Source organism: Pseudescherichia sp. (genome assembly GCF_031979925.1).
In the GTDB taxonomy this organism is placed as follows: domain Bacteria; phylum Pseudomonadota; class Gammaproteobacteria; order Enterobacterales; family Enterobacteriaceae; genus Pseudescherichia.
Map to the genome: position 1 here is coordinate 1 of NZ_DALZFB010000004.1, position 24,474 is coordinate 24,474.

Genomic DNA, 24,474 nt, shown 5'->3' on the forward strand with positions numbered 1-24,474 from the left:
CCGGCTTATTCGCCGTTGTTCCGTGTCAGTGGTGGCGCATTATAGGGAGTTATTCCGGGCTGACAAGACTTAAATGCAAAAAAGTTTTCAAGCGCACTATTTTTCATCAACACGTACTAAAAACCATCACAATTGGCTGCATTTGTTGAATTTCGCGCCGATAACGTGTGTCAGGTGGCATACTGAAAGAGATAAATAGAAGAAGGAATATGATATATGCCGTTAAGCGCTCAGCATTTAGCCGCCCAGAAAAACCTTTCTTATGTACTGGCAGAGAAGCTGGCCCAGCGGATCTTAACTGGGGAATATGCGCCAGGGTCAATTTTACCCGCTGAGATGGAGCTGGGCGATGAGTTTGGCGTAAGCCGAACGGCAGTCAGGGAGGCAGTAAAAACGTTAACCGCGAAAGGGATGGTACTGCCGCGTCCGCGCATTGGTACCCGCGTTATGCCCAAAGGGAGCTGGAACTTTCTCGATCAGGAGCTGCTCTCATGGTGGATGACGGACAACAACTTCCATGAGGTGATCGGTCACTTTCTGGTTTTGCGCAGCACCCTGGAGCCTCAGGCCTGCATGCTGGCCGCTCAGCGGGGTAGCGCAGAGCAGAAAGCGCACCTGAATACGCTAATGGAAGAGATGGTACAGTTAAAGCAACATTTTCATCGCGAACGTTGGTTAGACGTAGATACCGCCTGGCACGAACATATCTATGCCATGAGCAGTAATCCCTTCCTTTCGTCGTTTGCCACGCTTTTTCACTCGGTTTATCACACCTACTTCAACTCTATTACCCATAATGAAGTGGTTAAACTTGAAAATCATCAGGCTATTGTGGATGCCATTCAGGATAGCGATGGCGAACGCGCCTTTAACGCATGTCAGGCGTTACTTAATACGCCACATCCGCAGGAAGCTAAATAACAGGACGTAGTATGACAAAGAAGAAAGCGCGCAGCATGGCGGGTTTGCCATGGATTGCGGCGATGGCCTTTTTTATGCAGGCGCTGGACGCCACTATTCTCAATACCGCGTTACCGGCCATAGCGCAAAGCCTTAACCGCTCACCGCTGGCGATGCAGTCGGCGATTATCAGCTACACCCTAACCGTCGCTATGTTGATCCCGGTTAGCGGCTGGCTGGCAGACCGTTTCGGCACGCGGCGCATCTTTATGCTGGCGGTTTCGCTATTCACTCTCGGGTCGCTGGCCTGCGCGCTATCAAATTCGTTAGGGATGCTGGTTGTCTTTCGCGTCGTGCAGGGGATAGGCGGTGCGATGATGATGCCGGTTGCACGCCTTGCGCTGTTGCGGGCCTATCCGCGCAGTGAATTACTTCCGGTACTCAACTTTGTCACCATGCCCGGTCTGGTAGGACCCATTCTTGGCCCGGTACTCGGTGGGGTGCTGGTCACCTGGGCCAGCTGGCACTGGATATTCCTGATAAACATTCCTATCGGCATTGCCGGGCTGTTCTACGCGCGTAAATATATGCCTGACTTTACGACGCCACGCCGCCGTTTCGACATGGGCGGTTTTCTCCTGTTCGGCGTAAGCCTTGTGCTCTTCTCCATTGGTATTGAGCTGTTTGGTGAAAAACTGGTGGCCAGCTGGCTGGCACTCACCATTATCTTCAGTAGCGTGGTGCTGTTCTATGCCTACATCCGTCACGCTCGCCGTCATCCCTCGCCGCTGATTGCCCTACCAATCTTCAAGACCCGCACCTTCTCGGTTGGCATTGCGGGCAACATCGCCTCACGCCTCGGTACCGGTTGCGTTCCTTTCCTGATGCCGCTGATGCTTCAGGTCGGCTTCGGCTATACGGCACTTATTGCAGGCTGCATGATTGCGCCTACCGCGATAGGATCGATTCTGGCGAAATCCACTGTTACTCAGGTACTGCGCTGGTTCGGCTACCGTAAAACGCTGTTCGGCATTACGGTGATTATCGGCGTGATGATTGCGCAGTTTGCGCTTCAGTCGCCGTCGATGGAGATATGGCTGCTGATCCTGCCGCTCTTTATATTAGGGATGGCGATGTCCACGCAGTTCACGGCCATGAACACCATTACGCTGGCCGACCTGACCGACGAGAACGCTAGCAGCGGCAACAGCGTCCTGGCCGTCACTCAGCAGCTATCGATCAGCCTTGGGGTCGCGGTCAGCGCGGCGGTGCTGCGGTTTTATGAAGGGTTTGAGAGCGCCAATACCATTGAGCAGTTCCACTACACCTTTATTACCATGGGCGTGATCACCCTGATCTCAGCCTCCGTCTTCTTGTTGCTCAAACCGAAAGATGGGCGGAACCTGATTAAGGAGCGACACAAGCCTTAAGCGGAGCCGCGCGTCATCAGCACCGGTGTCAGCTGTAGCCGCTGCTGAGAGAGGGTCGGATCGGCAATGCGATGAGTCAGAACATCGATCGCCAGCTCACCCAGTTCATCCTTAGGCTGATGGACGGTGGTGAGCGGCGGCGTCATGTAGCGTGCCAGCTCAATATCGTCGTAGCCGATGATAGCCATATCGTCCGGAACCTTAAGTCCCGCCTGATACAACGCCTGATAAGCGCCAACGGCCATCGCATCGTTACCAATAAATACCGCCTGAGGTCGCTCCTGCCGCGCCAGCAGAGTCTGCATAGCCGCAACGCCGCTGCCAAACTCAAAGTCACCGATAATCTCGTCGCCTTCACGCACCGGCAGGCCCGCTCGGGCCATCGCTGCCCGATACCCCTCCAGCCGCAGCCGCGCAGGGGTTTTATCCAGCGGCCCGGTAATGCAGGCGATACGGGTAAAGCCTTTATCAATCAGATACTGGGTCGCCATATCGCCGCCCAGCAGCGAGTTGTCCTGAATGATATCGATATCGCCCTCAAAGGGGGCCCAGTCCATCATCACGGTGGGAATAGAGGGGTAGCGCTGAATAATCTCTCGCGAAAGCTGATGCGTCTCGGTACAGAGCACCAGCAGCCCGTCGACGCGTTTTTGCATCAGCGTCTCCAGGTTGCGGTTCATCCGTTCTTCATCGCCTTCGGTATTGCAGAGCACCAGACTGTAGCCACGTTCGAAGCAGCTGCGTTCTACGCCGCGCACCAGTTCAGAGAAGAAGGGGTTGGAGCTGGCGGTGATCAGCATCCCGATGGTGCGCGTCTGCTTGAGCTTGAGGCTGCGCGCCAGCGCCGAAGGAGCGTAGTTAAGGCTTTTGATCGCCTCTTCCACCTTTTCCCGAATCGCATCGCTGACAAAGCGATCGTTATTAATGACGTGCGAAACCGTCGAGGTGGAAACACCCGCCAGGCGGGCAACGTCCTTCATGGTGGCCACGCTTTACCCCTGCTGACTCAAGAAATCGTTGATTTCGTTACGCCATGGCACAGAGGGCTGCGCGCCTTTCCGCGTGACGGCAATCGCCGCTGCCGCATGGGCAAACACAATGGCCTCATTAAGCGGCTTATCCTCCAGCAGCGCGGTCACCAGTGCGCCGTTAAAGGTATCACCCGCCGCGATAGTATCAATGGCGTTAACCTTAAAGCCCGGTACACGGTGACCTTCACCGTTGACGCTGGCCCATACGCCGCGGCTGCCAAGGGTAATAATCACCGTACCGATGCCTTTATCGTGCAGCGCGCGCGCCGCCCGCTCTGCATCGCTGTCGCTCTCGACGCGAATGCCCGTTAGCTTTTCCGCTTCGGTTTCATTCGGGGTGATAATGTCCACCAGCGCCAGCAGCTCGTCAGATAATACACGTGCCGGAGCCGGGTTCAGTACGACAGTGGTATGATTTTCATGGGCAATCTTCGCGGCGGCCAATACGCTCTCGACCGGCGTCTCCAGCTGCATCAGCAGCGCGTCCGCGTCGGTAATCAGCGCCCGCTGAGCAGCAACCCGCTCCGCAGAGAGCGCGGCGTTGGCTCCCGCATGAATACCGATCACATTCTCCCCTTCACCGTTGACAAAGATCAGCGCGACGCCGGTAGACTCCTCGTCAACCACGCTCACGGGCGCAACGTCAACATTATCGTTGACCAGCTGGGCGCGGATCCGCTCCCCGGTATCGTCGCTGCCGGTACAGGCGATAAACGCAATATGCGCCCCGCTGCGCCCGGCGGCCACTGCCTGGTTGGCGCCTTTACCGCCAAAGGCAACCTGGTAGTGGGTACCGGTTACGGTTTCACCAGGCGTTGGGAAAGCGTCAAGGTTGAGAATGTGATCGGCATTGATGCTGCCAAGGACAACGAGCTTACCTGCTGTTTTCATGGTGGGATCATCCTGTAAGGTACGCCACCCTCTGGTGGCGTAGGCCTTAAAACGTACTTACTGTTTAATAACCAGCTTCAGGTCAACCGGGTATTTTGCCTGAACCTTTTCGCCTTTCAGTACCTTATCGGCAGTTTCAACGCCTTTCGCACCGATCTGCTCCGGCAGCTGAGCGATGGTCGCCGCCAGTTTGCCGTCGTTTACCGCTTTCTCACCGTCCGGCGTGCCGTCGAAGCCCACCACCATCACGTCGGATTTACCCGCCGTCTGCAGCGCGCGCAGCGCACCCAGCGCCATCTCATCGTTCTGGGCAAATACGGCCTGCACATCAGGATGCGCGGTCAGCAGGTTCTGCATCACGTTCAGACCCTTAGTGCGGTCGAAATCAGCTGGCTGGCTGGCCAGCACGTTGAACTTATGCGCTGCCACGGCTTGCTGGAAACCCTCGCCGCGTTCGCGAGCGGCAGAGGTGCCTGCAATGCCCTGCAGTTCAATAACCTTCGCGCTTTCACCCGTTTTCTTCGCGATATAATCGCCAGCGATTTTGCCGCCCAGCACGTTATCAGACGCGATATGACTCACGACTTCACCTTTGGCCGCCACGCGGTCCAGGGTGATCACCGGGATTTTAGCCTGGTTCGCCATCTTCACGGCGTTACCGACTGCATCAGAATCGGTCGGGTTAATCAGCAGGATTTTCGTGCCGCGTACGGTCAGGTCCTGCACGTTAGCCAGCTCTTTTGCCGGGTTGTTCTGAGAATCCAGCACCACCAGGTTATAGCCCAGCTTATCGGCTTCTTTCTGTGCGCCATCCTTCAGCGAAACAAAAAATGGGTTGTTCAGAGTAGAGATCACCAGCGCAATGGTGTCTTTCGCCATCGCATTCGCGCTCACGGTTGCACTCAGTGCGACAGCAGAGACCAGAGTAGCCAGTTTTTTCATGTTCATAATCAGATGTCCTGTAATGTCATTTATTACTGCTTTTTGTTGTCTACCAGCACCGCCAGCAAAATCACCACTGCCTTAACGATCATCTGGTAATAGGAGGAAACACCCAGCAAGTTCAGTCCGTTGTTAAGGAAACCAAGGATTAGCGCACCGATCAGCGTACCCACAATGCGGCCTTTACCACCCGCGAGGCTGGTCCCGCCTAAAACGACCGCCGCGATGGCATCCAGCTCATAGCCGGTACCGGCCGTGGGTTGTGCAGAGGAGAGGCGCGCCACTTCAATGATGCCTGCCAGCGACGCCAGCAGGCCACTCAGGGAATAGACGATAATTTTGACTTTGTTGACGCTGATGCCGGAGAGGCGCGTGGCCGCTTCGTTACCGCCCAGGGCATAGATATAGCGGCCCAGACGGGTATGGTGCAGCATATACCACGCGGCCAGGAAGACGATGCCCATGATCCACACCGGCGTCGGGATACCCAGCGGGCGGCCAATACCAAACCAGCCAAAGAGATCGGCGTTATCGGTAAAGCCGGTATTTACCGGGCTGCCGTTGGTATAGACCATAGTCACACCGCGCAGCAGCAGCATCATCACCAGCGTGGCAATAAACGCCTGCACCCGGCCTTTCGCGACAATCACCCCGGTCATCGCCCCTACCGCAGCCCCCAGCGCCAGCGCGGCCGCAATGGCCACCAGGGCGTTAACTTCCATACCGACAATCGAGGCTGCCACCGCGCCGGTCAGCGCCAGCAGCGAGCCCACGGAGAGATCGATCCCCGAAGTCAGGATCACCAGCGTCATCCCCACTGCCATAATGGCATTCACCGAGGTCTGCTGCAGGATGTTGAACAGGTTATTAATGGTAAAGAAGTTAGGACTCATCGTAGAAACAATCGCAATCAGCACCAGCAGGGCAATCAGCGATTTCTGTTCCATCAGCCACGCCTTATTAAAGTAGCGGCGGGGGATAACGGTCTGGGTACTCATATCGTTGACTCCTGGGTCTCGCGATTTAGCTTGCCGACGGCGGCGGCCATCAGCACTTCCTGGGTTGCCTGCTCACGGGTGAACTCGCCACCCAAATGTCCTTCATGCATCACTATGATGCGATCGCTCATGCCAAGCACCTCTGGCATTTCTGACGACACCAGAATGATGCTCAGCCCATCCGCTTTAAACTGGTTGATGAGCTGATAGATCTCTTTTTTGGCACCGACGTCCACGCCGCGCGTGGGTTCGTCGAGGATGAGTACTTTCGGGCGCGTCATCAGTCCCCGGGCAATGGCGATTTTTTGCTGATTGCCGCCGGAGAGCAGGCCGATGGGCTGCTCCATAGAGGGCGTTTTGACATTAAACAGGCGGATAAAGTCGCTCACCGCCTGCTGCTCATCGCTATGCTTCAGGCTGCCGCCGCTACGGCTAAAGTAGCGCAGCGCGGTCAGGGACATGTTCTCTTTCACCGACATGCCCAGCACTAAACCATCGCGCTTACGATCCTCTGAGATGTAGACGATACCGTTGGCCAGGCCATCCTGCGGCGAACGGGTCACTACTTCACGGCCGTCGAGGGTAACGGTGCCGCCGGTACGCGACAGCGCACCGTACAGCACCTTCATCAGTTCGGTACGCCCTGCGCCCATCAGTCCGGCAACGCCAAGAATTTCGCCCTGGCGCAGGGTAAAGGAGACATCGTTCACCCCTGGGCCGCACAGGCTGTCGACCTTCAGACGAACCTCGCCCGGTGCTTTATCAAGGTGCGGATACTGATCTTCCAGCTTGCGTCCCACCATCATCTCAATCAGCGTATCTTCAGTGAGCGAGCTAACCTCACGCTCGGCGATAAACTGCCCGTCACGGAAGACGGTCACGTCATCGCAGATCTCGAAGATCTCTTTCATGCGGTGGGAGATGTAGACAATGCCGCGCCCCTGGGATTTCAGCTCGCGGATCACGCGGAACAGGGAGTCAGTTTCGGTATCGGTGAGGGCATCGGTCGGCTCATCCATGACGATGACCTTCGACTCAAAGCTCAGCACCTTGGCAATCTCGACCATCTGCTGGTCGCCAATGGAGAGATCCCCCACCAGCCTGTCGCCCTTGAAGCGCAGGTTCAGTTTCGCCAGCAGAATGTCCGCTTCGGCATACATCTTTTTCCAGTCGATTTTGCCAAAGCGGTTAACAAATTCACGGCCTAAAAAGATGTTTTCGGCGATAGTCAGCTGCGGGATCAGGTTCAGCTCCTGATGGATAATGCCGATCCCCGCCTCCTGCGACGATTTTGGTCCGTTAAAGGTTGTCTCCTGGCCCAGCCACAGCAGCGAACCGGCATCACGCGCATAGATACCGGTCAATACTTTCATCATGGTGGATTTGCCCGCGCCGTTCTCGCCCACCAGCGCCATTACGCGGCCTGGATAGACGTTGAGCGCGGCGCCGGAGAGGGCTTTTACGCCGGGGAACGCTTTGTCGATTCCCTTAAGCTGAAGTAGTGCGTCCATGATGGCCTCAGAAGGTGACGCCAGCACAGAGAATGATATTCGCATACGGGGAGCACTCCCCGCTGCGAATAACCGCCTGGCTTGCTGCGGTATGTTGTTTAAACTCTTCGTGCGTGGTGTAGCGCACTTCGATGGTATTTCCCTGGTGCTGTTGCAGCTGCTCAATATGGTTGAGCAACGCTTCGTGGAGCTGCGGATTATGCTGTTTGATTTCCGTCGCGAGAATGGCTGCCTCAACCTGCATCTCGGTGGTGACCACCTCAAGTACCTGCATAAACGAAGGTACGCCCTGGGTTAATGCCATATCGATGCGTTGCGTGCTGTGGGGAACCGGCAGTCCGGCGTCACATACCACGAGCGTATCGGTATGCCCAAGACGGGAGATAACCGATGAGATTTCAGAGTTCAGTACAGATCCTTTCTTCATTTTTTCTGGCTCCACTAGCGAAACGTTTCGCTGAGGGCAGTGTATGCCGGATAGCGTTCATTTAACCATCACCACGTTAAAGAACTGTGATCGATATCGAAACGTTTCGCTAACGGAAATTAAAATGCAAATGTCGATGAAAAGAGTAGGCCGGGTAAGCGAAGCGCCACCCGGCATTTGGCAGGTTTAAATTTCTACCTGGGTACCTAGCTCAATCACCCGGTTGGGTGGGATCTCGAACTGATCCGGAGCGCGCAGGGCGTTACGCTGCAGCACCAGATAGAGCTTGCCGCGCAGGCGCAGATACCATGGACGTTTGCCCACGATCAGCGACTCGTGAGACATAAAGAACGAGGTCTCCATCATGCGACAGCTCAGCCCCTCCAGTCCGCAGCGGTGGAAGACCTCCTCCACGTTCGGCGTCTCGCGCCAGCCGTAGCTGGCTACCACGCGCCAGAAGGTTGGCGAAAGCTGCTCGATCTGTACCCGGCGGACGTTATGCACATAGGGCGCGTCCTCCGTGCGCAGGGTCAGCAGGATCACCCGCTCGTGCAGGACCTTGTTGTGCTTAAGGTTGTGCAGCATCGCGAACGGAATCACGTTCAGCGCCCGCGACATATAGACTGCCGTGCCCGGCACCCGCACCGGCGGGGATTTCTCCAGTGAGGCGATCATTGCCTCCAGAGAGTTACCGTGCTCGTGCATACGCCGCAGCAGGCGGAAGCGCTCGCTTTTCCACGTCGTCATAATCAGGAACATCACGATGCCAAGGCTCAGCGGCAGCCAGCCGCCGGAGAGCAGCTTGTCGAGGTTCGCCGAGAAGAGCGGAATGTCGATGCAGAGGAACGCCACCAGAATCAGCGCTACGAAGAACTTATTCCAGTGCCAATTTTTGAGCGCTACGGTGGTGGAGAGAATAGAGGTCAGCACCATGGTGCCGGTCACCGCGATCCCGTACGCCGCCGCCAGGTTGCTTGAACGCTCAAAGCTGACGATCACAATCACCACGGCAAAGTAGAGCAGCCAGTTAACAAAGGGAATGTAGATCTGGCCAGACTCCATCTCCGAGGTGTGAATAATGCGCATCGGCGAGAGGTAGCCCAGACGCACCGCCTGCCGGGTAAGCGAGAAGACGCCGGAGATCACCGCCTGGGAGGCGATAACCGTTGCCAGGGTGGCGAGAAGCAGCATTGGGATCAGCGCCCACTCCGGAGCCAGCAGGAAGAACGGGTTCTTGATCGCCTCCGGATTTTTCAGCAGCAGCGCGCCCTGGCCGAAATAGTTCAGCGCCAGCGACGGCAGCACCAGGCTGAACCACGCCAGACGGATCGGCAGTTTACCGAAGTGGCCCATGTCGGCATACAGCGCCTCTACGCCGGTGATCGACAGCACCACCGCGCCCAGCGCCACAAACGACACGGTTTTATACTCGAGGAAGAAGTGCACCGCCCACATTGGGTTCAGCGCCTGCAACACTTCAGGGTTAGAGATAATCCCACGCAGGCCCAGCACCGCCAGGATGATAAACCACGCCAGCATAATCGGCGCAAACAGCTTGCCCACCAGCCCGGTACCGTGCTTCTGGATCATAAACAGCAGCGTCAGCACCACGATCGCCAGCGGGACGACCCAGCTATCCAGCGAGGGGGCGATAATCTCCAGCCCTTCGATCGCCGACATCACCGAGATTGCAGGCGTGATCACCACTTCACCATAGAAGAAGCTGCCGCCAATCAACCCCATGATCACCAGCACCGAGGTCATTCGCGCCGAGGTGTTACGTCCCGCCAGCGACATCAGGGTTAAAATCCCCCCTTCCCCGGCGTTATCGGCGCGCATAACAAATGTCAGGTACTTAATAGAGACAACGAAAACCAGCAGCCAGAAGATGAGTGACAGAAAGCCAAACACCGCGTCACGTTCGACGCCAAAACCAAACTGACCGGACAAACATTCACGAAGAGTATAAAGCGGGCTGGTCCCGATATCACCGTAGACAACCCCAATGGCTGCGAGGGTAACCGCAGACAATGATTGCTTATTATCAGTGCTCATAGACTAATCTTTTGTATGGATGACAAGTGTGCGCTTCGTCCCTTGGCCCACAAAAGCGCACAGTATGCATGATTCTTCAATAAATCGAAGCCCTAAATGCGACCGGGTTATTCTGGCGCAAAGAAACGAAGGCATTATTCCGTCTATTACAAGCCCTTGTTGAAACGTATACTCACTTTTGTCCACCGATACAGCGGCGAAAGGATGCAGAACAATTATGGCTCACTCACATTTATTAGCAGAAAGAATTTCCCGTCTCAGCAGCGCGCTGGAAAAAGGCCTGTATGAGCGTAGCCACGCTATCCGCCTGTGCCTGCTGGCCGCGCTAAGCGGGGAGAGCGTATTTCTTCTTGGCCCGCCCGGTATTGCAAAAAGCCTTATCGCCCGCCGACTAAAGTTTGCCTTTCAGCACGCTCGTGCCTTTGAATACCTGATGACCCGCTTTTCCACGCCGGAAGAGGTTTTCGGCCCGCTGTCGATTCAGGCATTGAAAGATGAAGGGCGCTACGAGCGCCTGACCGCCGGTTATCTCCCGGAGGCGGAGATCGTCTTCCTGGATGAAATATGGAAAGCCGGTCCCGCTATCCTGAACACCCTGCTGACGGCTATTAACGAACGTCGGTTCCGCAACGGGGCCAGCGAAGAGAAGATCCCGATGCGCCTGCTGGTGGCGGCTTCTAATGAGCTACCGGAAGCCGACAGCAGCCTGGAGGCGCTTTATGACCGTATGCTGATCCGTCTCTGGCTGGATAAGGTACAGGAGAAGGGAAACTTCCGCGCCATGCTGGTCAGCCAGCAGGATGAGAACGACAACCCGGTTCCGGCCTCGCTACAGGTGACCGACGAAGAGTATCTGCAGTGGCAGCAGGAGATAGGGCACATCACCCTGCCCGACGCGGTATTTGAGCTGATCTTTATGCTGCGCCAGCAGCTGGATAATCTTCCCAGCGCGCCCTACGTCTCTGACCGGCGCTGGAAAAAGGCCATTCGCCTGCTGCAGGCCAGCGCCTTTTTCTGCGGGCGCGATGCGGTATCACCCATCGATCTGATCCTGCTAAAAGATTGCCTGTGGCATGACGCCGAGAGCCGGGAGCTGCTTATCCAGCAGGTCGACATATTGATGACCGGACACGCCTGGCAGCAGCAGGCCATGCTGGTTCAACTGGGGGCCATTGCCCAGCGCCGTATCCAGCTTCAGCAGCAGCAGAGCGATAAAACCGCCCTCAAAGTGCAGCGTCAGAGCGGTATGTTCAGCCGTCGTCCGCACTATGAGCTGCCCCCTGACATCAGCGACGATACCCTTACTCTGCTGCTCCAGCAGCCGCTCAAGCTGCACGATATGCAGGTGGTGCACATCACCCTTGAACGCGCCCCGCTGGAGCAGTGGCTAATAAAGGGCGGAGAGATCCGCGGCAAGCTCAACGGGATTGGCTTTGCTCAGGTGCTTAATCTGGAGGTGGATGCCACCCTGCACCTGATCGTTCGCGATGTCAGCCTGCAGGCCTCCCGGCTGGCGCTACCCGGCACCTCTCAGGAGAGCGTGCCGGAAGAGATCAGGCAGCAGCTCGAGGCGCTGGATAATACGTGGCACCAGCAGCACACCCGCTTCAGCGAACAGCAGAAGTGTCTGTTTATACACAGCGACTGGTTAGGGCGCATTGAAGCCAGCCTGCAGGACGTCGGGGCGCAGATCAAACAGGCCCGGCAATGATCACCCTCGACACGCTGAACGTGATGCTGGCGGTGGGCGAAGAGGGGCTGATTGAGGAGCTGATCGTCGCCCTGCTGGCCTCGCCGCAGCTGGCAGTGTTCTTTGAAAAGTTTCCCCGGCTCAGGCGCGCCATTACCGATGACGTACCCCGCTGGCGAGAGGCGCTAAGAAGCCGGCTAAAGGAGACACCGGTCCCGCCGGAGCTTACCGAAGAGTTTCTCTGCTATCAGCAGGCCCAGCTGCTGGCGACGCCGCAGTTTATTGTTCAGCTTCCACAGATCCTCACCCTGCTGGCGAAGGTGCACTCGCCCTATGCCGAACAGGCCAGCCAGCTGATCGCCGATAACCCTGACCTTACCCCCGCGCTGCATACCCTCTTTTTACAGCGCTGGCGACTAAGCCTGGTGGTGCAGGCGACGACGCTCAACCAGCAGCTGCTGGAGGAGGAGCGCGAGCAGCTCTTAAGCGAGGTTCAGGATCGCATGAAGCTGAGCGGTCAGCTTGAGTCGGTGCTGATCGAAAATGAAAACGCCGCCGGACGGCTGTGGGACATGAGCGCCGGGCAGCTGAAACGCGGTGACTATCAGCTTATCGTTCGCTACGGTGACTTTCTTGCCGAGCAGCCGGAGCTGAAACAGCTGGCCGAACAGCTTGGCCGCTCCCGGGAGGCAAAGTCGGTACCGAAAAAAGATTCGCCGATGGAGACCTTCCGCACGCTGGTGCGCGAGCCTGCTTCGGTGCCGGAGCAGGTAGATGGCCTCCAACAGAGCGATGATATTCTGCGCCTGCTGCCGCCCGAGCTGGCTACCCTGGGCATTACCGAGCTGGAATATGAGTTCTACCGTCGGCTGGTGGAGAAGCAGCTTCTCACCTACCGCCTGCACGGTGAAGCCTGGCGGGAGAAGGTCACCCAGCGCCCGGTGGTGCATCAGAGCGTCGATGAGCAGCCACGCGGACCATTTATTATCTGTGTCGATACCTCAGGCTCAATGGGCGGTTTTAACGAGCAGTGTGCGAAGGCGTTCTGTCTGGCGCTAATGCGCGTGGCGCTGGCGGATAACCGCCGCTGCTATATCATGCTGTTTTCCAGCGAGGTGGTACGCTATGAGCTGTCGGGATCGCAGGGGTTAGAGGAGGCGATCCGCTTTTTAAGCCAGCGTTTTCGCGGCGGTACCGATCTCGCCAGCTGCTTTCGCGCCGTGATTGAGCGGATGCAGGGCGGCGAGTGGGCGGATGCCGATGCGGTGGTAATCTCAGACTTTATCGCCCAGCGCTTGCCTGACGAGGTAGTCAATCAGATCAAAACGCTACAGCAGGTGCATCAGCACCGTTTTCATGCGGTGGCAATGTCCGCTCACGGCAAGCCGGGGATCATGCGTATTTTCGATCATATCTGGCGCTTTGATACCGGCATGCGCAGCCGCCTGCTGCGTCGCTGGAAGCGTTAATCTCAACTTAATACAGAACTATAACGGCTAAAAAATTATGGAAAGTTACCAGATCGACAACCTCGACCGGGGCATTCTGGAGGCGCTGATGGCCAATGCCCGCACGGCCTATGCCGAACTGGCGAAGCAGTTTGGCGTTAGCCCTGGGACCATCCACGTCCGGGTAGAGAAGATGAAACAGGCGGGCATTATCACCGGCGCGCGCATTGACGTTAGCCCGAAACAGCTCGGCTATGACGTCTGCTGCTTTATCGGCATCATTCTGAAGAGCGCTAAGGACTATCCGTCGGCGCTGGCGAAGCTCGAGAGTCTGGAAGAGGTCACCGAGGCCTACTACACCACCGGTCACTACAGCATCTTTATTAAGGTGATGTGCCGCTCGATCGACGCCCTGCAACAGGTACTTATCAACAAGATCCAAACAATCGATGAGATCCAGTCCACCGAGACGCTGATCTCCCTGCAGAACCCGATCATGCGCACCATCCGCCCCTAAGCGGGCAAAACAATCACCACATTTTCCACAGGTAGATCCCAGCTCATTCACAGCGTACAATACCGCTCTTATTCATCGGAGCGGATCATCATGGCAGACATTACTCTCATCAGTGGAAGTACGCTGGGCGGCGCGGAATACGTTGCAGAACATCTGGCTGAGAAGCTGGAAGATGCTGGCTTCTCTACCAGCACGCTGCATGGCCCCCTGCTTGAGGATCTCCCCACCGATGGCGTATGGCTGCTGATCTCCTCCACCCATGGCGCGGGGGATCTGCCTGACAACATCCTGCCTTTATATGAAGAGTTGCAGGAGCAGCAGCCGGATCTCTCCCAGGTTCGCTTTGGCGCGGTGGGTCTCGGTAGCCGTGAGTACGATACCTTCTGTGGCGCTATCGAGAAGCTGGAAGAGGTATTGAAAGGCTGCCAGGCAAAACAGATCGGCGAAACGCTAAGGATCAACGTCCTCGAACATGAGATTCCGGAGGATCCGGCCGAAATTTGGCTGGGATCGTGGATCAATTTACTGAAAGAAGTGTAAAGATCGTGCGATCAGCTGTGGGTAACTCTGGTTAAAAGCGTTGATCAACCGGTAGTTATCCACGGTATAAGGTTTGTTTAAAGTTTCACCTGTGTATAACCCGCCTTTTTGATCCCAGCTTATACGGTGTGGGATCACCGATCTTTCACAGCAAACGATCCTTAATAACACGTTGATCTTCATAAGAGGATCCGCCTTATCCACAGGGCATGGCGATCCTAATAAGAGATCATAATAAAACAGATCTTAAATAAAAAAGATCTTCTTTTTAATAGTCAGGATCCCGGCACTTTCTCGATGGGCTAAAGTTGAGTAGAATCCACCGCCCGGACCCCAATCCACTTTCTAACCGCTCTACGCGAGGCAAATCACCATGTTTTATCAGGATCCTTTTGACGTCATCATCATTGGCGGGGGTCATGCAGGTACCGAGGCTGCAATGGCCGCTGCACGTATGGGTCAGCAGACCCTCCTTCTGACACACAATATCGACACGCTGGGGCAGATGTCCTGCAACCCGGCGATCGGTGGTATTGGGAAAGGACACCTGGTAAAAGAAGTGGACGCGCTGGGCGGGCTGATGGGTACCGCGATCGACCATGCCGGTATTCAGTTTAGGATACTAAACGCGAGCAAAGGCCCCGCTGTACGAGCGACTCGCGCTCAGGCGGATCGCGTGCTCTATCGCCAGGCGGTACGCACCGCGCTGGAAAACCAGCCAAACCTGATGATCTTCCAGCAGGCGGTCGAGGATCTGATCGTCGAAAACGATCGCGTTGTCGGTGCGGTGACCCAGATGGGTCTCAGATTCCGCGCGAAGTCGGTGGTGCTGACGGTCGGTACCTTCCTCGACGGCAAAATTCACATCGGGCTGGATAACTACAGCGGCGGCCGGGCGGGCGATCCGCCGTCCATTTCACTCTCGCGCCGTCTGCGTGAACTGCCGCTGCGCGTAAACCGCCTGAAAACTGGTACTCCGCCGCGTATTGACGCCCGGACTATCGACTTCAGCGTTCTTGCCCAGCAGCATGGCGATAACCCGCTGCCGGTCTTCTCGTTCATGGGTAGCGTTGACCAGCATCCGCGCCAGGTGCCGTGCTACATCACCTACACCAATGAGAAAACCCATGACGTGATCCGTAATAACCTCGATCGCAGCCCGATGTACGCCGGGGTGATCGAAGGGATCGGGCCACGCTACTGCCCATCGATCGAAGACAAAGTAATGCGCTTTGCCGATCGTAACCAGCACCAGATCTTCCTTGAGCCGGAAGGGCTGACCTCAAACGAAATCTATCCGAATGGCATCTCCACCAGCCTGCCGTTTGACGTACAGATGCAGATTGTCCGCTCTATGCAAGGGATGGAGAACGCAAAAATTGTCCGTCCGGGCTATGCCATTGAGTATGACTTCTTCGATCCGCGTGACCTGAAGCCGACCCTGGAGAGCAAGTTTATCCAGGGCCTGTTCTTTGCTGGACAGATTAACGGCACTACCGGCTACGAAGAGGCTGCTGCGCAGGGACTGCTGGCCGGTCTCAACGCCGCCCGCTTCTCTGCCGAGAAAGAGGGCTGGGCGCCGCGTCGCGATCAGGCTTACCTGGGCGTGCTGGTGGACGATCTCTGTACCCTTGGCACCAAAGAGCCGTACCGGATGTTTACTTCCCGCGCGGAATACCGTCTGATGCTGCGTGAAGATAACGCCGACCTGCGTCTGACTGCCGCAGGGCGCGAGCTGGGTCTTGTCGACGATCTGCGCTGGGCGCGTTTCAACGAGAAGCTGGAGCGTATTGAGCGTGAGCGTCAGCGCCTGAAGGATATTTGGGTGCACCCGCACTCTGAGCAGGTCGACGAAGTGAACGCTATCCTCAGCGCGCCGCTGTCACGCGAAGCAAACGGTGAGGATCTGCTGCGCCGTCCAGAGATGACCTACAGCGGTATGGTGAACCTCTCGCCGTTCGCGCCAGGCCTTGACGATCCGCAGGCCGCTGAGCAGGTAGAGATCCAGGTCAAATACGAAGGCTACATCGCTCGCCAGCAGGATGAGATTGAAAAGCAGCTGCGTAACGAAAGCGCTATTCTGCCAGCGACCCTCGACTACCGTCAGGTAAGCGGCCTCTCCAACGAGGTGATCGCCAAGCTTAACGATCATAAACCGTCGTCTATTGGCCAGGCGTCGCGTATCTCGGGCATCACCCCGGCGGCCATCTCCATTCTGCTGGTCTGGCTGAAAAAACAGGGTATGCTGCGCCGCAGCGCCTGATTTATCATGGCTAACGCCCGGTGGCGCTGCGCTTACCGGGCCTGGCGAACCCATAGCATTTGTAGGCCCGGCAAGCGCGAGCGCCGCCGGGCAAATCATCAAAGACAGGTATCACCGTGCTCAACAAACTCTCTCGTCTGCTTAATGACGCAGGCATTTCGCTCACCGATCACCAGAAACAGCAGCTGGTGGCCTATGTCGATATGCTCCACAAATGGAACAAAGCGTATAACCTTACCTCGGTACGCGATCCGAACGAGATGCTGATTCGCCACATTCTGGACAGCGTGGTGGTTGCGCCTCACCTGACCAGAACGCGCTTTATCGACGTAGGAACGGGGCCGGGGCTGCCGGGCGTGCCTTTAGCTATCGTTCTGCCTCAGGCGCACTTCACGCTGCTGGACAGCCTTGGCAAACGCATCCGCTTCCTGCGCCAGGTGCAGCATGAGCTGAAGATTGACAACATTGCGCCAGTACAGAGCCGCGTAGAAGAGTTCCCGGCCGAGCCGCCGTTCGATGGCGTTATCAGTCGCGCTTTTGCCTCGCTCAATGATATGGTCAGCTGGTGTCATCACCTGCCGGCAGGGGAGGGGCGTTTCTATGCTCTGAAGGGCCAGCTGCCTGACGATGAAATTGCTCAGCTGCCAGCTGAATTCAGCGTGGAGTCGGTAGTAAAACTTCGTGTTCCACAGTTGGAAGGGGAGCGACATTTAGTGATCGTTAAGGCAAACGCACTTTAATTTTTATCAAAAAATGGCAATTTTCCGCTGTAGAGAATCTGTTAAAAAAAGCGAAACAGAGCAGCGGAAGATTTTTCAGTATTTAACCATAAATTTACTGTGACTTTTCCGGTCGTTAACCTCCATGTTTACTTAACCATGAAAATAATCAACATGGAAAATATCAGTCTGCTAAAAATCAGCAAAATCTTTTTTACAGAGATGTTAAATATTTATTAAGAATGTCAATAAAACGTTTTTATTGTATATCGGGCTGTTTTAAAAAGAGTGGATAAGATTCATCAAAAATATCAAAAAGATGAGTCAATAGAATTTCTTATCATGAATAATATGTCCTGACCGCAAATGCGCAAATTGTGATCTGATGCACGCTTTAACGTCAGCATTGGCGCGCAATTAGCAAATTTGCACTAGCGCTCACAGTTTGTCTGAAAGTGGAAAAATAGCGCTCGGGAAATTTATTTAAACATTTATTCACCTTTTTGCTACTTATTGTTTGAAATCACGAGGCCGCACCGTATAATTTGCTCGCTTTTTGCTGCTTGACTCTGAGCCATAAAGAACGTTTTATACGACACGCGACATACCTCGAAGTGAGCAGGAGTAAAAACGTGATGTCTTTGTCGCTCTTGAGTAGAAACGTTGCTCGTAAGCTTCTGTTCATTCAGTTTCTGGCTGTGATAGTAAGTGGTTTACTATTTAGCCTCAAAGACCCCTTCTGGGGCGTCTCCGCGTTATGCGGTGGACTGGCAGTTGTGCTGCCAAATATGTTGTTTATGATTTTTGCCTGGCGTCATCAGGCGCATACACCTGCTAAAGGCCGCATGGCCTGGTCCTTCGCCTTCGGTGAAGCGTTCAAGGTGTTAGCAACCTTCGTGTTGCTGGTGGTGGCGTTGGCGGTTTTGAAGGCGGTGTTTTTGCCGCTGATCGTGACGTGGGTTTCGGTGCTGGTTGTACAGATACTGGCACCCGCTGTAATTAACAACAAAGGGTAAGAGGCATCATGTCTGCAGGAGAAATCTCAACACCGCAGGAGTACATCGGTCACCATCTGAATAACCTTCAGATTGACCTGCGTACGTTCTCGCTGGTGGATCCGCATAACCCCCCGGCCACATTCTGGACGCTGAACATCGACTCCATGTTCTTCTCGGTGGTTCTGGGCCTGTTGTTCCTGATGATGTTCCGCAGCGTTGCCAAAAAAGCAACCAGCGGCGTCCCAGGAAAATTCCAGACGGCGATCGAGCTGGTCATTGGTTTTGTCCACGGTAGCGTGAAAGACATGTACCACGGCAAGAGCAAGGTGATCGCGCCGCTGGCCCTGACGATTTTCGTCTGGGTATTCCTGATGAACCTGATGGATCTGCTGCCAATCGATCTGCTGCCGTACATCGGCGAGCACATCTTCGGCCTGCCGGCACTGCGTGTGGTACCGTCTGCGGACGTGAACATCACCCTGTCGATGGCGCTGGGCGTATTTATCCTCATTCTGTTCTACAGCATCAAAATGAAAGGCATTGGCGGCTTCGCGAAAGAGCTGACGCTGCAGCCGTTCAACCACTGGGCATTTATTCCTGTCAACTTAATCCTTGAAGGGGTAAGCCTGCTGTCTAAACCGGTTTCGCTCGGTCTGCGACTGTTCGGCAACATGTATGCCGGTGAGTTGATTTTCATTCTGATTGCTGGTCTGTTGCCGTGGTGGTCACAGTGGGTTCTGAATGTGCCGTGGGCCATTTTCCACATCCTGATCATTACGCTGCAAGCCTTCATCTTCATGGTTCTGACGATCGTCTATCTGTCGATGGCGTCTGAAGAGCACTGATTTTTTTACCAACACTACTACGTTTTAACTGAAACAAACTGGAGACTGTCATGGAAAACCTGAATATGGATCTGCTGTACATGGCTGCCGCTGTGATGATGGGTCTGGCGGCAATCGGTGCTGCGATCGGTATCGGCATCCTCGGAGGTAAATTCCTGGAAGGCGCAGCGCGTCAACCGGATCTGATCCCTCTGCTGCGTACTCAGTTCTTTATCGTTATGGGTCTGGTGGATGCTATCCCAATGATCGCTGTAGGTCTGGGTCTGTACGTGATGTTTGCTGTCGCGTAGTAAGCGTTGCTTGATTTTTACGGGCAATATCAGAACGTTAACTAGATAAGAGGCATTGTGCTGTGAATCTTAACGCAACAATCCTCGGCCAGGCCATCGCGTTTGTCCTTTTCGTTCTGTTCTGCATGAAGTATGTATGGCCGCCGTTGATTGCTGCCATCGAAAAACGTCAAAAAGAGATTGCTGACGGTCTTGCTTCTGCTGAACGAGCTAAAAAGGATCTGGACCTTGCACAGGCCAACGCGACCGACCAGCTGAAAAAGGCGAAAGCGGAAGCCCAGGTAATCATTGAGCAGGCGAACAAACGCCGTGCTCAGATCCTGGACGAAGCCAAAACCGAAGCAGAGCAGGAACGTACTAAAATCGTGGCGCAGGCGCAGGCAGAAATTGATGCCGAACGTAAGCGCGCTCGCGAAGAGCTGCGTAAGCAGGTCGCCGTTCTGGCTGTTGCTGGCGCCGAGAAGATCATCGAACGTTCCGTGGATGAAGCTGCTAACAGCGACATCGTGGACAAACTTGTCGCTGAACTGTAAGGAGGGAGGGGCTGATGTCTGAATTTGTTACGGTAGCTCGCCCCTACGCCAAAGCAGCTTTTGACTTTGCCGTCGAACACCAGAGCGTCGAGCGCTGGCAGGATATGCTGGCGTTTGCCGCCGAGGTGACAAAAAACGAACAAATGGCAGAGCTTCTCTCCGGTGCGATGGCACCGGAAACGCTCGCTGAGTCGTTTATCGCAGTATGTGGAGAGCAGCTGGACACCAACGGCCAGAACCTGATTAGGGTGATGGCAGAGAACGGTCGTCTGAATGCGCTTCCTGATGTTCTTGAGCAGTTTATTCAATTGCGTGCAGCCAGCGAGGCTACCGCTGAGGTTGAAGTCACCTCGGCAACCGCACTGAGTGAAGAACAGCTTTCGAAAATCAGCGTCGCGATGGAAAAACGTCTGTCACGCAAAGTGAAGCTGAATTGCAAAATCGATAAGTCTGTAATGGCAGGCGTTATCATCCGTGCGGGTGATATGGTCATTGATGGCAGCGTACGCGGCCGTCTTGAACGCCTCGCAGACGTCTTGCAGTCTTAAGGGGACTGGAGCATGCAACTGAATTCCACCGAAATCAGCGAACTGATCAAGCAGCGCATTGCTCAGTTCAGTGTTGTGAGTGAAGCTCACAACGAAGGTACTATTGTTTCTGTAAGTGACGGTGTTATCCGTATCCACGGCCTGGCCGATTGTATGCAGGGTGAGATGATCTCCCTGCCGGGTAACCGTTACGCTATCGCACTGAACCTGGAGCGCGACTCCGTAGGTGCCGTAGTAATGGGTCCGTACGCTGACCTCGCCGAAGGCATGAAGGTGAAGTGTACTGGCCGTATTCTGGAAGTGCCGGTCGGCCGTGGCCTGCTGGGCCGCGTGGTGAACACCCTGGGTGCGCCAATCGACGGTAAAGGTCCGGTTGATAACGATGGCTTCTCGCCAATCGAAGTTATCGCACCAGGCGTAATCGATCGTCAGTCCGTCGACCAGCCGGTACAGACCGGTTATAAGTCCGTTGATGCCATGATCCCAATCGGCCGTGGCCAGCGTGAGCTGATCATCGGTGACCGTCAGACCGGTAAAACCGCGATGGCAATCGATGCGATCATCAACCAGCGCGACTCCGGCATTAAGTGCGTGTACGTGGCTATCGGCCAGAAAGCGTCCACCATTGCTAACGTAGTGCGTAAGCTGGAAGAGCACGGTGCTCTCTCCAACACTATCGTTGTAGTGGCGACCGCTTCTGAATCCGCTGCGCTGCAGTACCTGGCTCCGTATGCCGGCTGCGCCATGGGCGAATACTTCCGCGACCGCGGTGAAGATGCACTGATCGTGTACGATGACCTGTCTAAACAGGCCGTTGCTTACCGTCAGGTCTCCCTGCTGCTGCGCCGTCCGCCAGGACGTGAAGCATTCCCGGGCGACGTGTTCTACCTCCACTCCCGTCTGCTGGAGCGCGCATCCCGCGTAAACGCTGAGTACGTTGAGAACTTCACCAAAGGTGAAGTGAAAGGTAAAACCGGCTCCCTGACCGCGCTGCCGATCATCGAAACCCAGGCGGGTGACGTTTCTGCGTTCGTTCCGACCAACGTAATCTCGATTACCGATGGTCAGATCTTCCTGGAAACCAACCTGTTTAACTCCGGTATTCGTCCGGCGGTTAACCCGGGTATCTCCGTATCCCGTGTGGGTGGTGCAGCTCAGACCAAGATCATCAAGAAACTGTCCGGTGGTATCCGTACCGCGCTGGCACAGTATCGTGAACTGGCAGCGTTCTCCCAGTTTGCATCCGATCTGGATGAAGCAACCCGTAAACAGCTGAGCCACGGTCAGAAAGTGACCGAGCTGCTGAAGCAGAAACAGTACGCTCCAATGTCTGTTGCGCAGCAGGGCCTGGTGCTGTTCGCGGCTGAACGCGGTTACCTCGAAGATGTGGAACTGGCGAAAATCGGTAGCTTCGAAGCCGCTCTGCTGGCTTACGTTGACCGTGACCACGCTCCGCTGATGCAAGAGATCAACCAGTCCGGTGGCTATAACGACGAAATCGAAGGCAAGCTGAAAGGCATCCTCGATTCCTTCAAAGCAACCCAGTCCTGGTAACGTCTGGCGGTCTGTCTTAGGGCAGACCGCAAGGCATTGAGGAGAAGCTCATGGCCGGCGCAAAAGAGATACGTAGTAAGATCGCAAGCGTCCAGAACACGCAGAAGATCACTAAAGCGATGGAGATGGTCGCCGCTTCCAAAATGCGTAAATCGCAGGACAGAATGGCAGCCAGCCGTCCTTATGCAGACACCATGCGCAAAGTGATTGGTCACCTTGCTCACGGTAATCTGGAATATAAGCACCCTTACCTGGAAGAACGCGACGTTAAGCGCGTGGGCTACCTGGTGGTGTCTACCGACCGTGGCCTGTGCGGTGGCTTGAACATTAACCTGTTCAAAAAACTGCTGGCGGATATGAAAGCGTGGTCCGATAAGGGCGTTCAGAGCGAACTCGCGATGATCGGCTCGAAGGGCGTCTCGTTCTTCAACTCCGTAGGCGGCAACGTTGTTGCTCAGGTAACCGGCATGGGGGATAACCCTTCCCTGTCCGAACTGATCGGCCCGGTAAAAGTGATGTTGCAGGCCTACGACGAAGGTCGTCTGGACAAGCTTTACATCGTCAGCAACAAATTTATCAACACCATGTCCCAGTCTCCGACCATCACCCAGCTGCTGCCGCTGCCGGCATCAGAGGATGACGATCTGAAACATAAAGCATGGGATTACCTGTACGAACCCGATCCGAAAGCGCTGCTGGATACCCTGCTGCGTCGTTACGTCGAGTCGCAGGTGTATCAGGGTGTTGTAGAAAACCTGGCCAGCGAGCAGGCCGCGCGTATGGTGGCGATGAAAGCCGCAACCGATAACGGCGGTAGCCTGATTAAAGAGTTGCAGTTGGTTTACAACAAAGCTCGTCAGGCCAGCATAACTCAGGAACTCACCGAAATCGTCGGTGGCGCGTCTGCGGTTTAACCAGGTTTAGGAAATTCGTAGAGGATTCAAGATGGCTACTGGAAAAGTTGTCCAGGTAATCGGCGCCGTGGTGGACGTCGAGTTCCCGCAGGACGCCGTACCGAACGTGTACGACGCCCTCGAAGTGACAAATGGTAATGAGCGTCTGGTGCTGGAAGTTCAGCAGCAGCTCGGCGGCGGTATCGTACGTACCATCGCTATGGGTTCTTCCGACGGTCTGCGTCGTGGTCTGGAAGTTCAGGACCTCGAGCACCCGATCGAAGTACCGGTAGGTAAAGCGACCCTGGGTCGTATCATGAACGTACTGGGTCAGCCGATCGATATGAAAGGCGACATCGGTGAAGAAGAGCGTTGGGCTATCCACCGCGCAGCACCGTCCTACGAAGAGCTCTCCAGCTCTCAGGAACTGCTGGAAACCGGCATCAAGGTTATCGACCTGATGTGTCCGTTCGCCAAAGGCGGTAAAGTTGGCCTGTTCGGCGGCGCGGGCGTAGGTAAAACCGTAAACATGATGGAGCTGATCCGTAACATCGCGATCGAGCACTCCGGTTACTCCGTGTTTGCTGGCGTGGGTGAGCGTACTCGTGAGGGTAACGACTTCTACCACGAGATGACTGACTCCAACGTTCTGGACAAAGTATCCCTGGTGTACGGCCAGATGAACGAGCCGCCGGGAAACCGTCTGCGCGTTGCGCTGACCGGCCTGACCATGGCTGAGAAGTTCCGTGACGAAGGTCGTGACGTACTGCTGTTCGTTGACAACATCTACCGTTACACCCTGGCCGGTACGGAAGTATCCGCACTGCTGGGCCGTATGCCTTCAGCGGTAGGCTACCAGCCGACCCTGGCGGAAGAGATGGGCGTTCTGCAGGAGCGTATCACCTCCACCAAAACCGGTTCTATCACCTCCGTACAGGCGGTATACGTACCTGCGGATGACTTGACTGACCCGTCTCCGGCAACCACCTTTGCGCACCTTGACGCAACCGTGGTACTGAGCCGTCAGATCGCCTCTCTGGGTATCTACCCGGCCGTTGACCCGCTGGACTCTACCAGCCGTCAGCTGGATCCGCTGGTGGTTGGCCAGGAGCACTACGACACCGCACGTGGCGTACAGTCTATCCTGCAGCGTTACCAGGAGCTGAAAGACATCATCGCCATCCTCGGTATGGATGAGCTGTCTGAAGAAGACAAACTGGTGGTAGCACGCGCACGTAAGATCCAGCGCTTCCTGTCCCAGCCGTTCTTCGTGGCTGAAGTATTTACCGGTTCTCCGGGCAAATACGTCTCCCTGAAAGACACTATCCGTGGCTTTAAAGGCATTATGGAAGGCGAGTACGATCACCTGCCGGAGCAGGCGTTCTACATGGTGGGTTCCATCGACGAAGCCGTGGAAAAAGCCAAAAAACTTTAACGCCTTAATCGGAGGG

23 protein-coding genes are annotated in these 24,474 nt (G+C 55.6%); 16 read left to right on the forward strand and 7 right to left on the reverse strand.

The features are described from left to right. Positions 1–216 precede the first annotated feature (216 nt). Together RTM13_RS08355 and mdtD are read left to right on the forward strand one after the other, a co-directional pair. Positions 217–921: a FadR/GntR family transcriptional regulator gene (locus RTM13_RS08355; protein WP_312211619.1), complete on the forward strand. Its 705-nt coding sequence runs from the start codon at positions 217–219 to the stop codon at positions 919–921. A gap of 11 nt (positions 922–932) precedes the next feature. Beyond that, complete coding sequence (gene mdtD / locus RTM13_RS08360; protein ID WP_312211620.1) at positions 933–2,330, forward strand: multidrug transporter subunit MdtD; 1,398 nt, start codon at positions 933–935, stop codon at positions 2,328–2,330. On the opposite strand, the gene rbsR is transcribed toward mdtD, so the two are convergent. The 7 genes from rbsR to kup form a co-directional block, all read right to left on the reverse strand. Continuing rightward, a complete protein-coding gene (gene rbsR, locus RTM13_RS08365) occupies positions 2,327–3,319 on the reverse strand; it encodes a ribose operon transcriptional repressor RbsR (RefSeq protein WP_312211621.1) in 993 nt (330 codons plus the stop codon). The genes mdtD and rbsR overlap by 4 nt on opposite strands. A 3-nt stretch (positions 3,320–3,322) precedes the next feature. Continuing rightward, on the reverse strand, positions 3,323–4,252 hold the full coding sequence (gene rbsK, locus RTM13_RS08370; protein WP_312211622.1) for a ribokinase: 930 nt from the start codon (positions 4,250–4,252) through the stop codon (positions 3,323–3,325). A gap of 57 nt (positions 4,253–4,309) precedes the next feature. After that, on the reverse strand, positions 4,310–5,200 hold the full coding sequence (rbsB, locus tag RTM13_RS08375; RefSeq protein ID WP_312211623.1) for a ribose ABC transporter substrate-binding protein RbsB: 891 nt from the start codon (positions 5,198–5,200) through the stop codon (positions 4,310–4,312). Between the two features lie 26 nt (positions 5,201–5,226). Then, positions 5,227–6,192, reverse strand: a complete 966-nt coding sequence (rbsC, locus tag RTM13_RS08380) for a ribose ABC transporter permease (RefSeq protein WP_312211624.1) — start codon at positions 6,190–6,192, stop codon at positions 5,227–5,229. Next, a complete protein-coding gene (gene rbsA, locus RTM13_RS08385; protein ID WP_312211625.1) occupies positions 6,189–7,703 on the reverse strand; it encodes a ribose ABC transporter ATP-binding protein RbsA in 1,515 nt (504 codons plus the stop codon). Before rbsA ends, rbsC begins: the two co-directional genes overlap by 4 nt. A 7-nt stretch (positions 7,704–7,710) precedes the next feature. Further along, positions 7,711–8,130, reverse strand: a complete 420-nt coding sequence (gene rbsD, locus RTM13_RS08390) for a D-ribose pyranase (RefSeq protein WP_312211626.1) — start codon at positions 8,128–8,130, stop codon at positions 7,711–7,713. A gap of 186 nt (positions 8,131–8,316) precedes the next feature. After that, positions 8,317–10,185: a low affinity potassium transporter Kup gene (gene kup, locus RTM13_RS08395; RefSeq protein ID WP_312211627.1), complete on the reverse strand. Its 1,869-nt coding sequence runs from the start codon at positions 10,183–10,185 to the stop codon at positions 8,317–8,319. A 217-nt stretch (positions 10,186–10,402) separates the two neighbouring features. Between kup and ravA the strand changes: the two genes are divergently transcribed. The 14 genes from ravA to atpD all read left to right on the forward strand — a co-directional run bounded on the left by ravA (position 10,403) and on the right by atpD (position 24,458). Then, on the forward strand, positions 10,403–11,896 hold the full coding sequence (gene ravA, locus RTM13_RS08400; RefSeq protein WP_312211628.1) for an ATPase RavA: 1,494 nt from the start codon (positions 10,403–10,405) through the stop codon (positions 11,894–11,896). After that, a complete protein-coding gene (gene viaA, locus RTM13_RS08405; protein ID WP_312211629.1) occupies positions 11,893–13,344 on the forward strand; it encodes an ATPase RavA stimulator ViaA in 1,452 nt (483 codons plus the stop codon). The genes ravA and viaA overlap by 4 nt, the downstream gene beginning before the upstream one ends. Before the next feature lie 37 nt (positions 13,345–13,381). Beyond that, positions 13,382–13,840: a transcriptional regulator AsnC gene (gene asnC, locus RTM13_RS08410; protein ID WP_042393528.1), complete on the forward strand. Its 459-nt coding sequence runs from the start codon at positions 13,382–13,384 to the stop codon at positions 13,838–13,840. 90 nt (positions 13,841–13,930) lie between these two features. After that, positions 13,931–14,380: an FMN-binding protein MioC gene (mioC, locus tag RTM13_RS08415; RefSeq protein ID WP_144818256.1), complete on the forward strand. Its 450-nt coding sequence runs from the start codon at positions 13,931–13,933 to the stop codon at positions 14,378–14,380. A gap of 373 nt (positions 14,381–14,753) precedes the next feature. Then, on the forward strand, positions 14,754–16,643 hold the full coding sequence (gene mnmG, locus RTM13_RS08420; protein WP_312211630.1) for a tRNA uridine-5-carboxymethylaminomethyl(34) synthesis enzyme MnmG: 1,890 nt from the start codon (positions 14,754–14,756) through the stop codon (positions 16,641–16,643). A gap of 116 nt (positions 16,644–16,759) precedes the next feature. Beyond that, positions 16,760–17,383 carry a 16S rRNA (guanine(527)-N(7))-methyltransferase RsmG gene (gene rsmG / locus RTM13_RS08425; RefSeq protein WP_312211631.1) on the forward strand — a complete coding sequence of 208 codons (624 nt, stop codon included), beginning with the start codon at positions 16,760–16,762 and terminating at the stop codon, positions 17,381–17,383. Positions 17,384–17,997: 614 nt separating this feature from the next. Next, positions 17,998–18,378, forward strand: a complete 381-nt coding sequence (gene atpI, locus RTM13_RS08430) for a F0F1 ATP synthase subunit I (protein WP_042393520.1) — start codon at positions 17,998–18,000, stop codon at positions 18,376–18,378. Between the two features lie 8 nt (positions 18,379–18,386). Next, a complete protein-coding gene (gene atpB / locus RTM13_RS08435) occupies positions 18,387–19,205 on the forward strand; it encodes a F0F1 ATP synthase subunit A (protein WP_268106301.1) in 819 nt (272 codons plus the stop codon). A gap of 50 nt (positions 19,206–19,255) precedes the next feature. Next, positions 19,256–19,495, forward strand: coding sequence for a F0F1 ATP synthase subunit C (gene atpE / locus RTM13_RS08440; RefSeq protein ID WP_000429386.1), 240 nt, complete (start codon positions 19,256–19,258; stop codon positions 19,493–19,495). 62 nt (positions 19,496–19,557) lie between these two features. Next, positions 19,558–20,028: a F0F1 ATP synthase subunit B gene (gene atpF, locus RTM13_RS08445; protein WP_042393514.1), complete on the forward strand. Its 471-nt coding sequence runs from the start codon at positions 19,558–19,560 to the stop codon at positions 20,026–20,028. Positions 20,029–20,042: 14 nt separating this feature from the next. After that, the gene (atpH, locus tag RTM13_RS08450) at positions 20,043–20,576 is read left to right on the forward strand and encodes a F0F1 ATP synthase subunit delta (RefSeq protein ID WP_312211632.1); all 534 of its coding nucleotides are present in this window, start codon (positions 20,043–20,045) and stop codon (positions 20,574–20,576) included. Between the two features lie 12 nt (positions 20,577–20,588). Further along, complete coding sequence (gene atpA, locus RTM13_RS08455) at positions 20,589–22,130, forward strand: F0F1 ATP synthase subunit alpha (RefSeq protein ID WP_312211633.1); 1,542 nt, start codon at positions 20,589–20,591, stop codon at positions 22,128–22,130. A gap of 50 nt (positions 22,131–22,180) precedes the next feature. After that, entirely contained in the window at positions 22,181–23,044 is an 864-nt protein-coding gene (gene atpG / locus RTM13_RS08460) for a F0F1 ATP synthase subunit gamma (protein WP_042393507.1), read from the forward strand. 31 nt (positions 23,045–23,075) lie between these two features. After that, positions 23,076–24,458 (forward strand): F0F1 ATP synthase subunit beta, encoded by a 1,383-nt coding sequence (atpD, locus tag RTM13_RS08465; RefSeq protein ID WP_042393505.1) that lies wholly within the window; start codon positions 23,076–23,078, stop codon positions 24,456–24,458. The last annotated feature ends 16 nt before the right edge of the window (positions 24,459–24,474 follow it).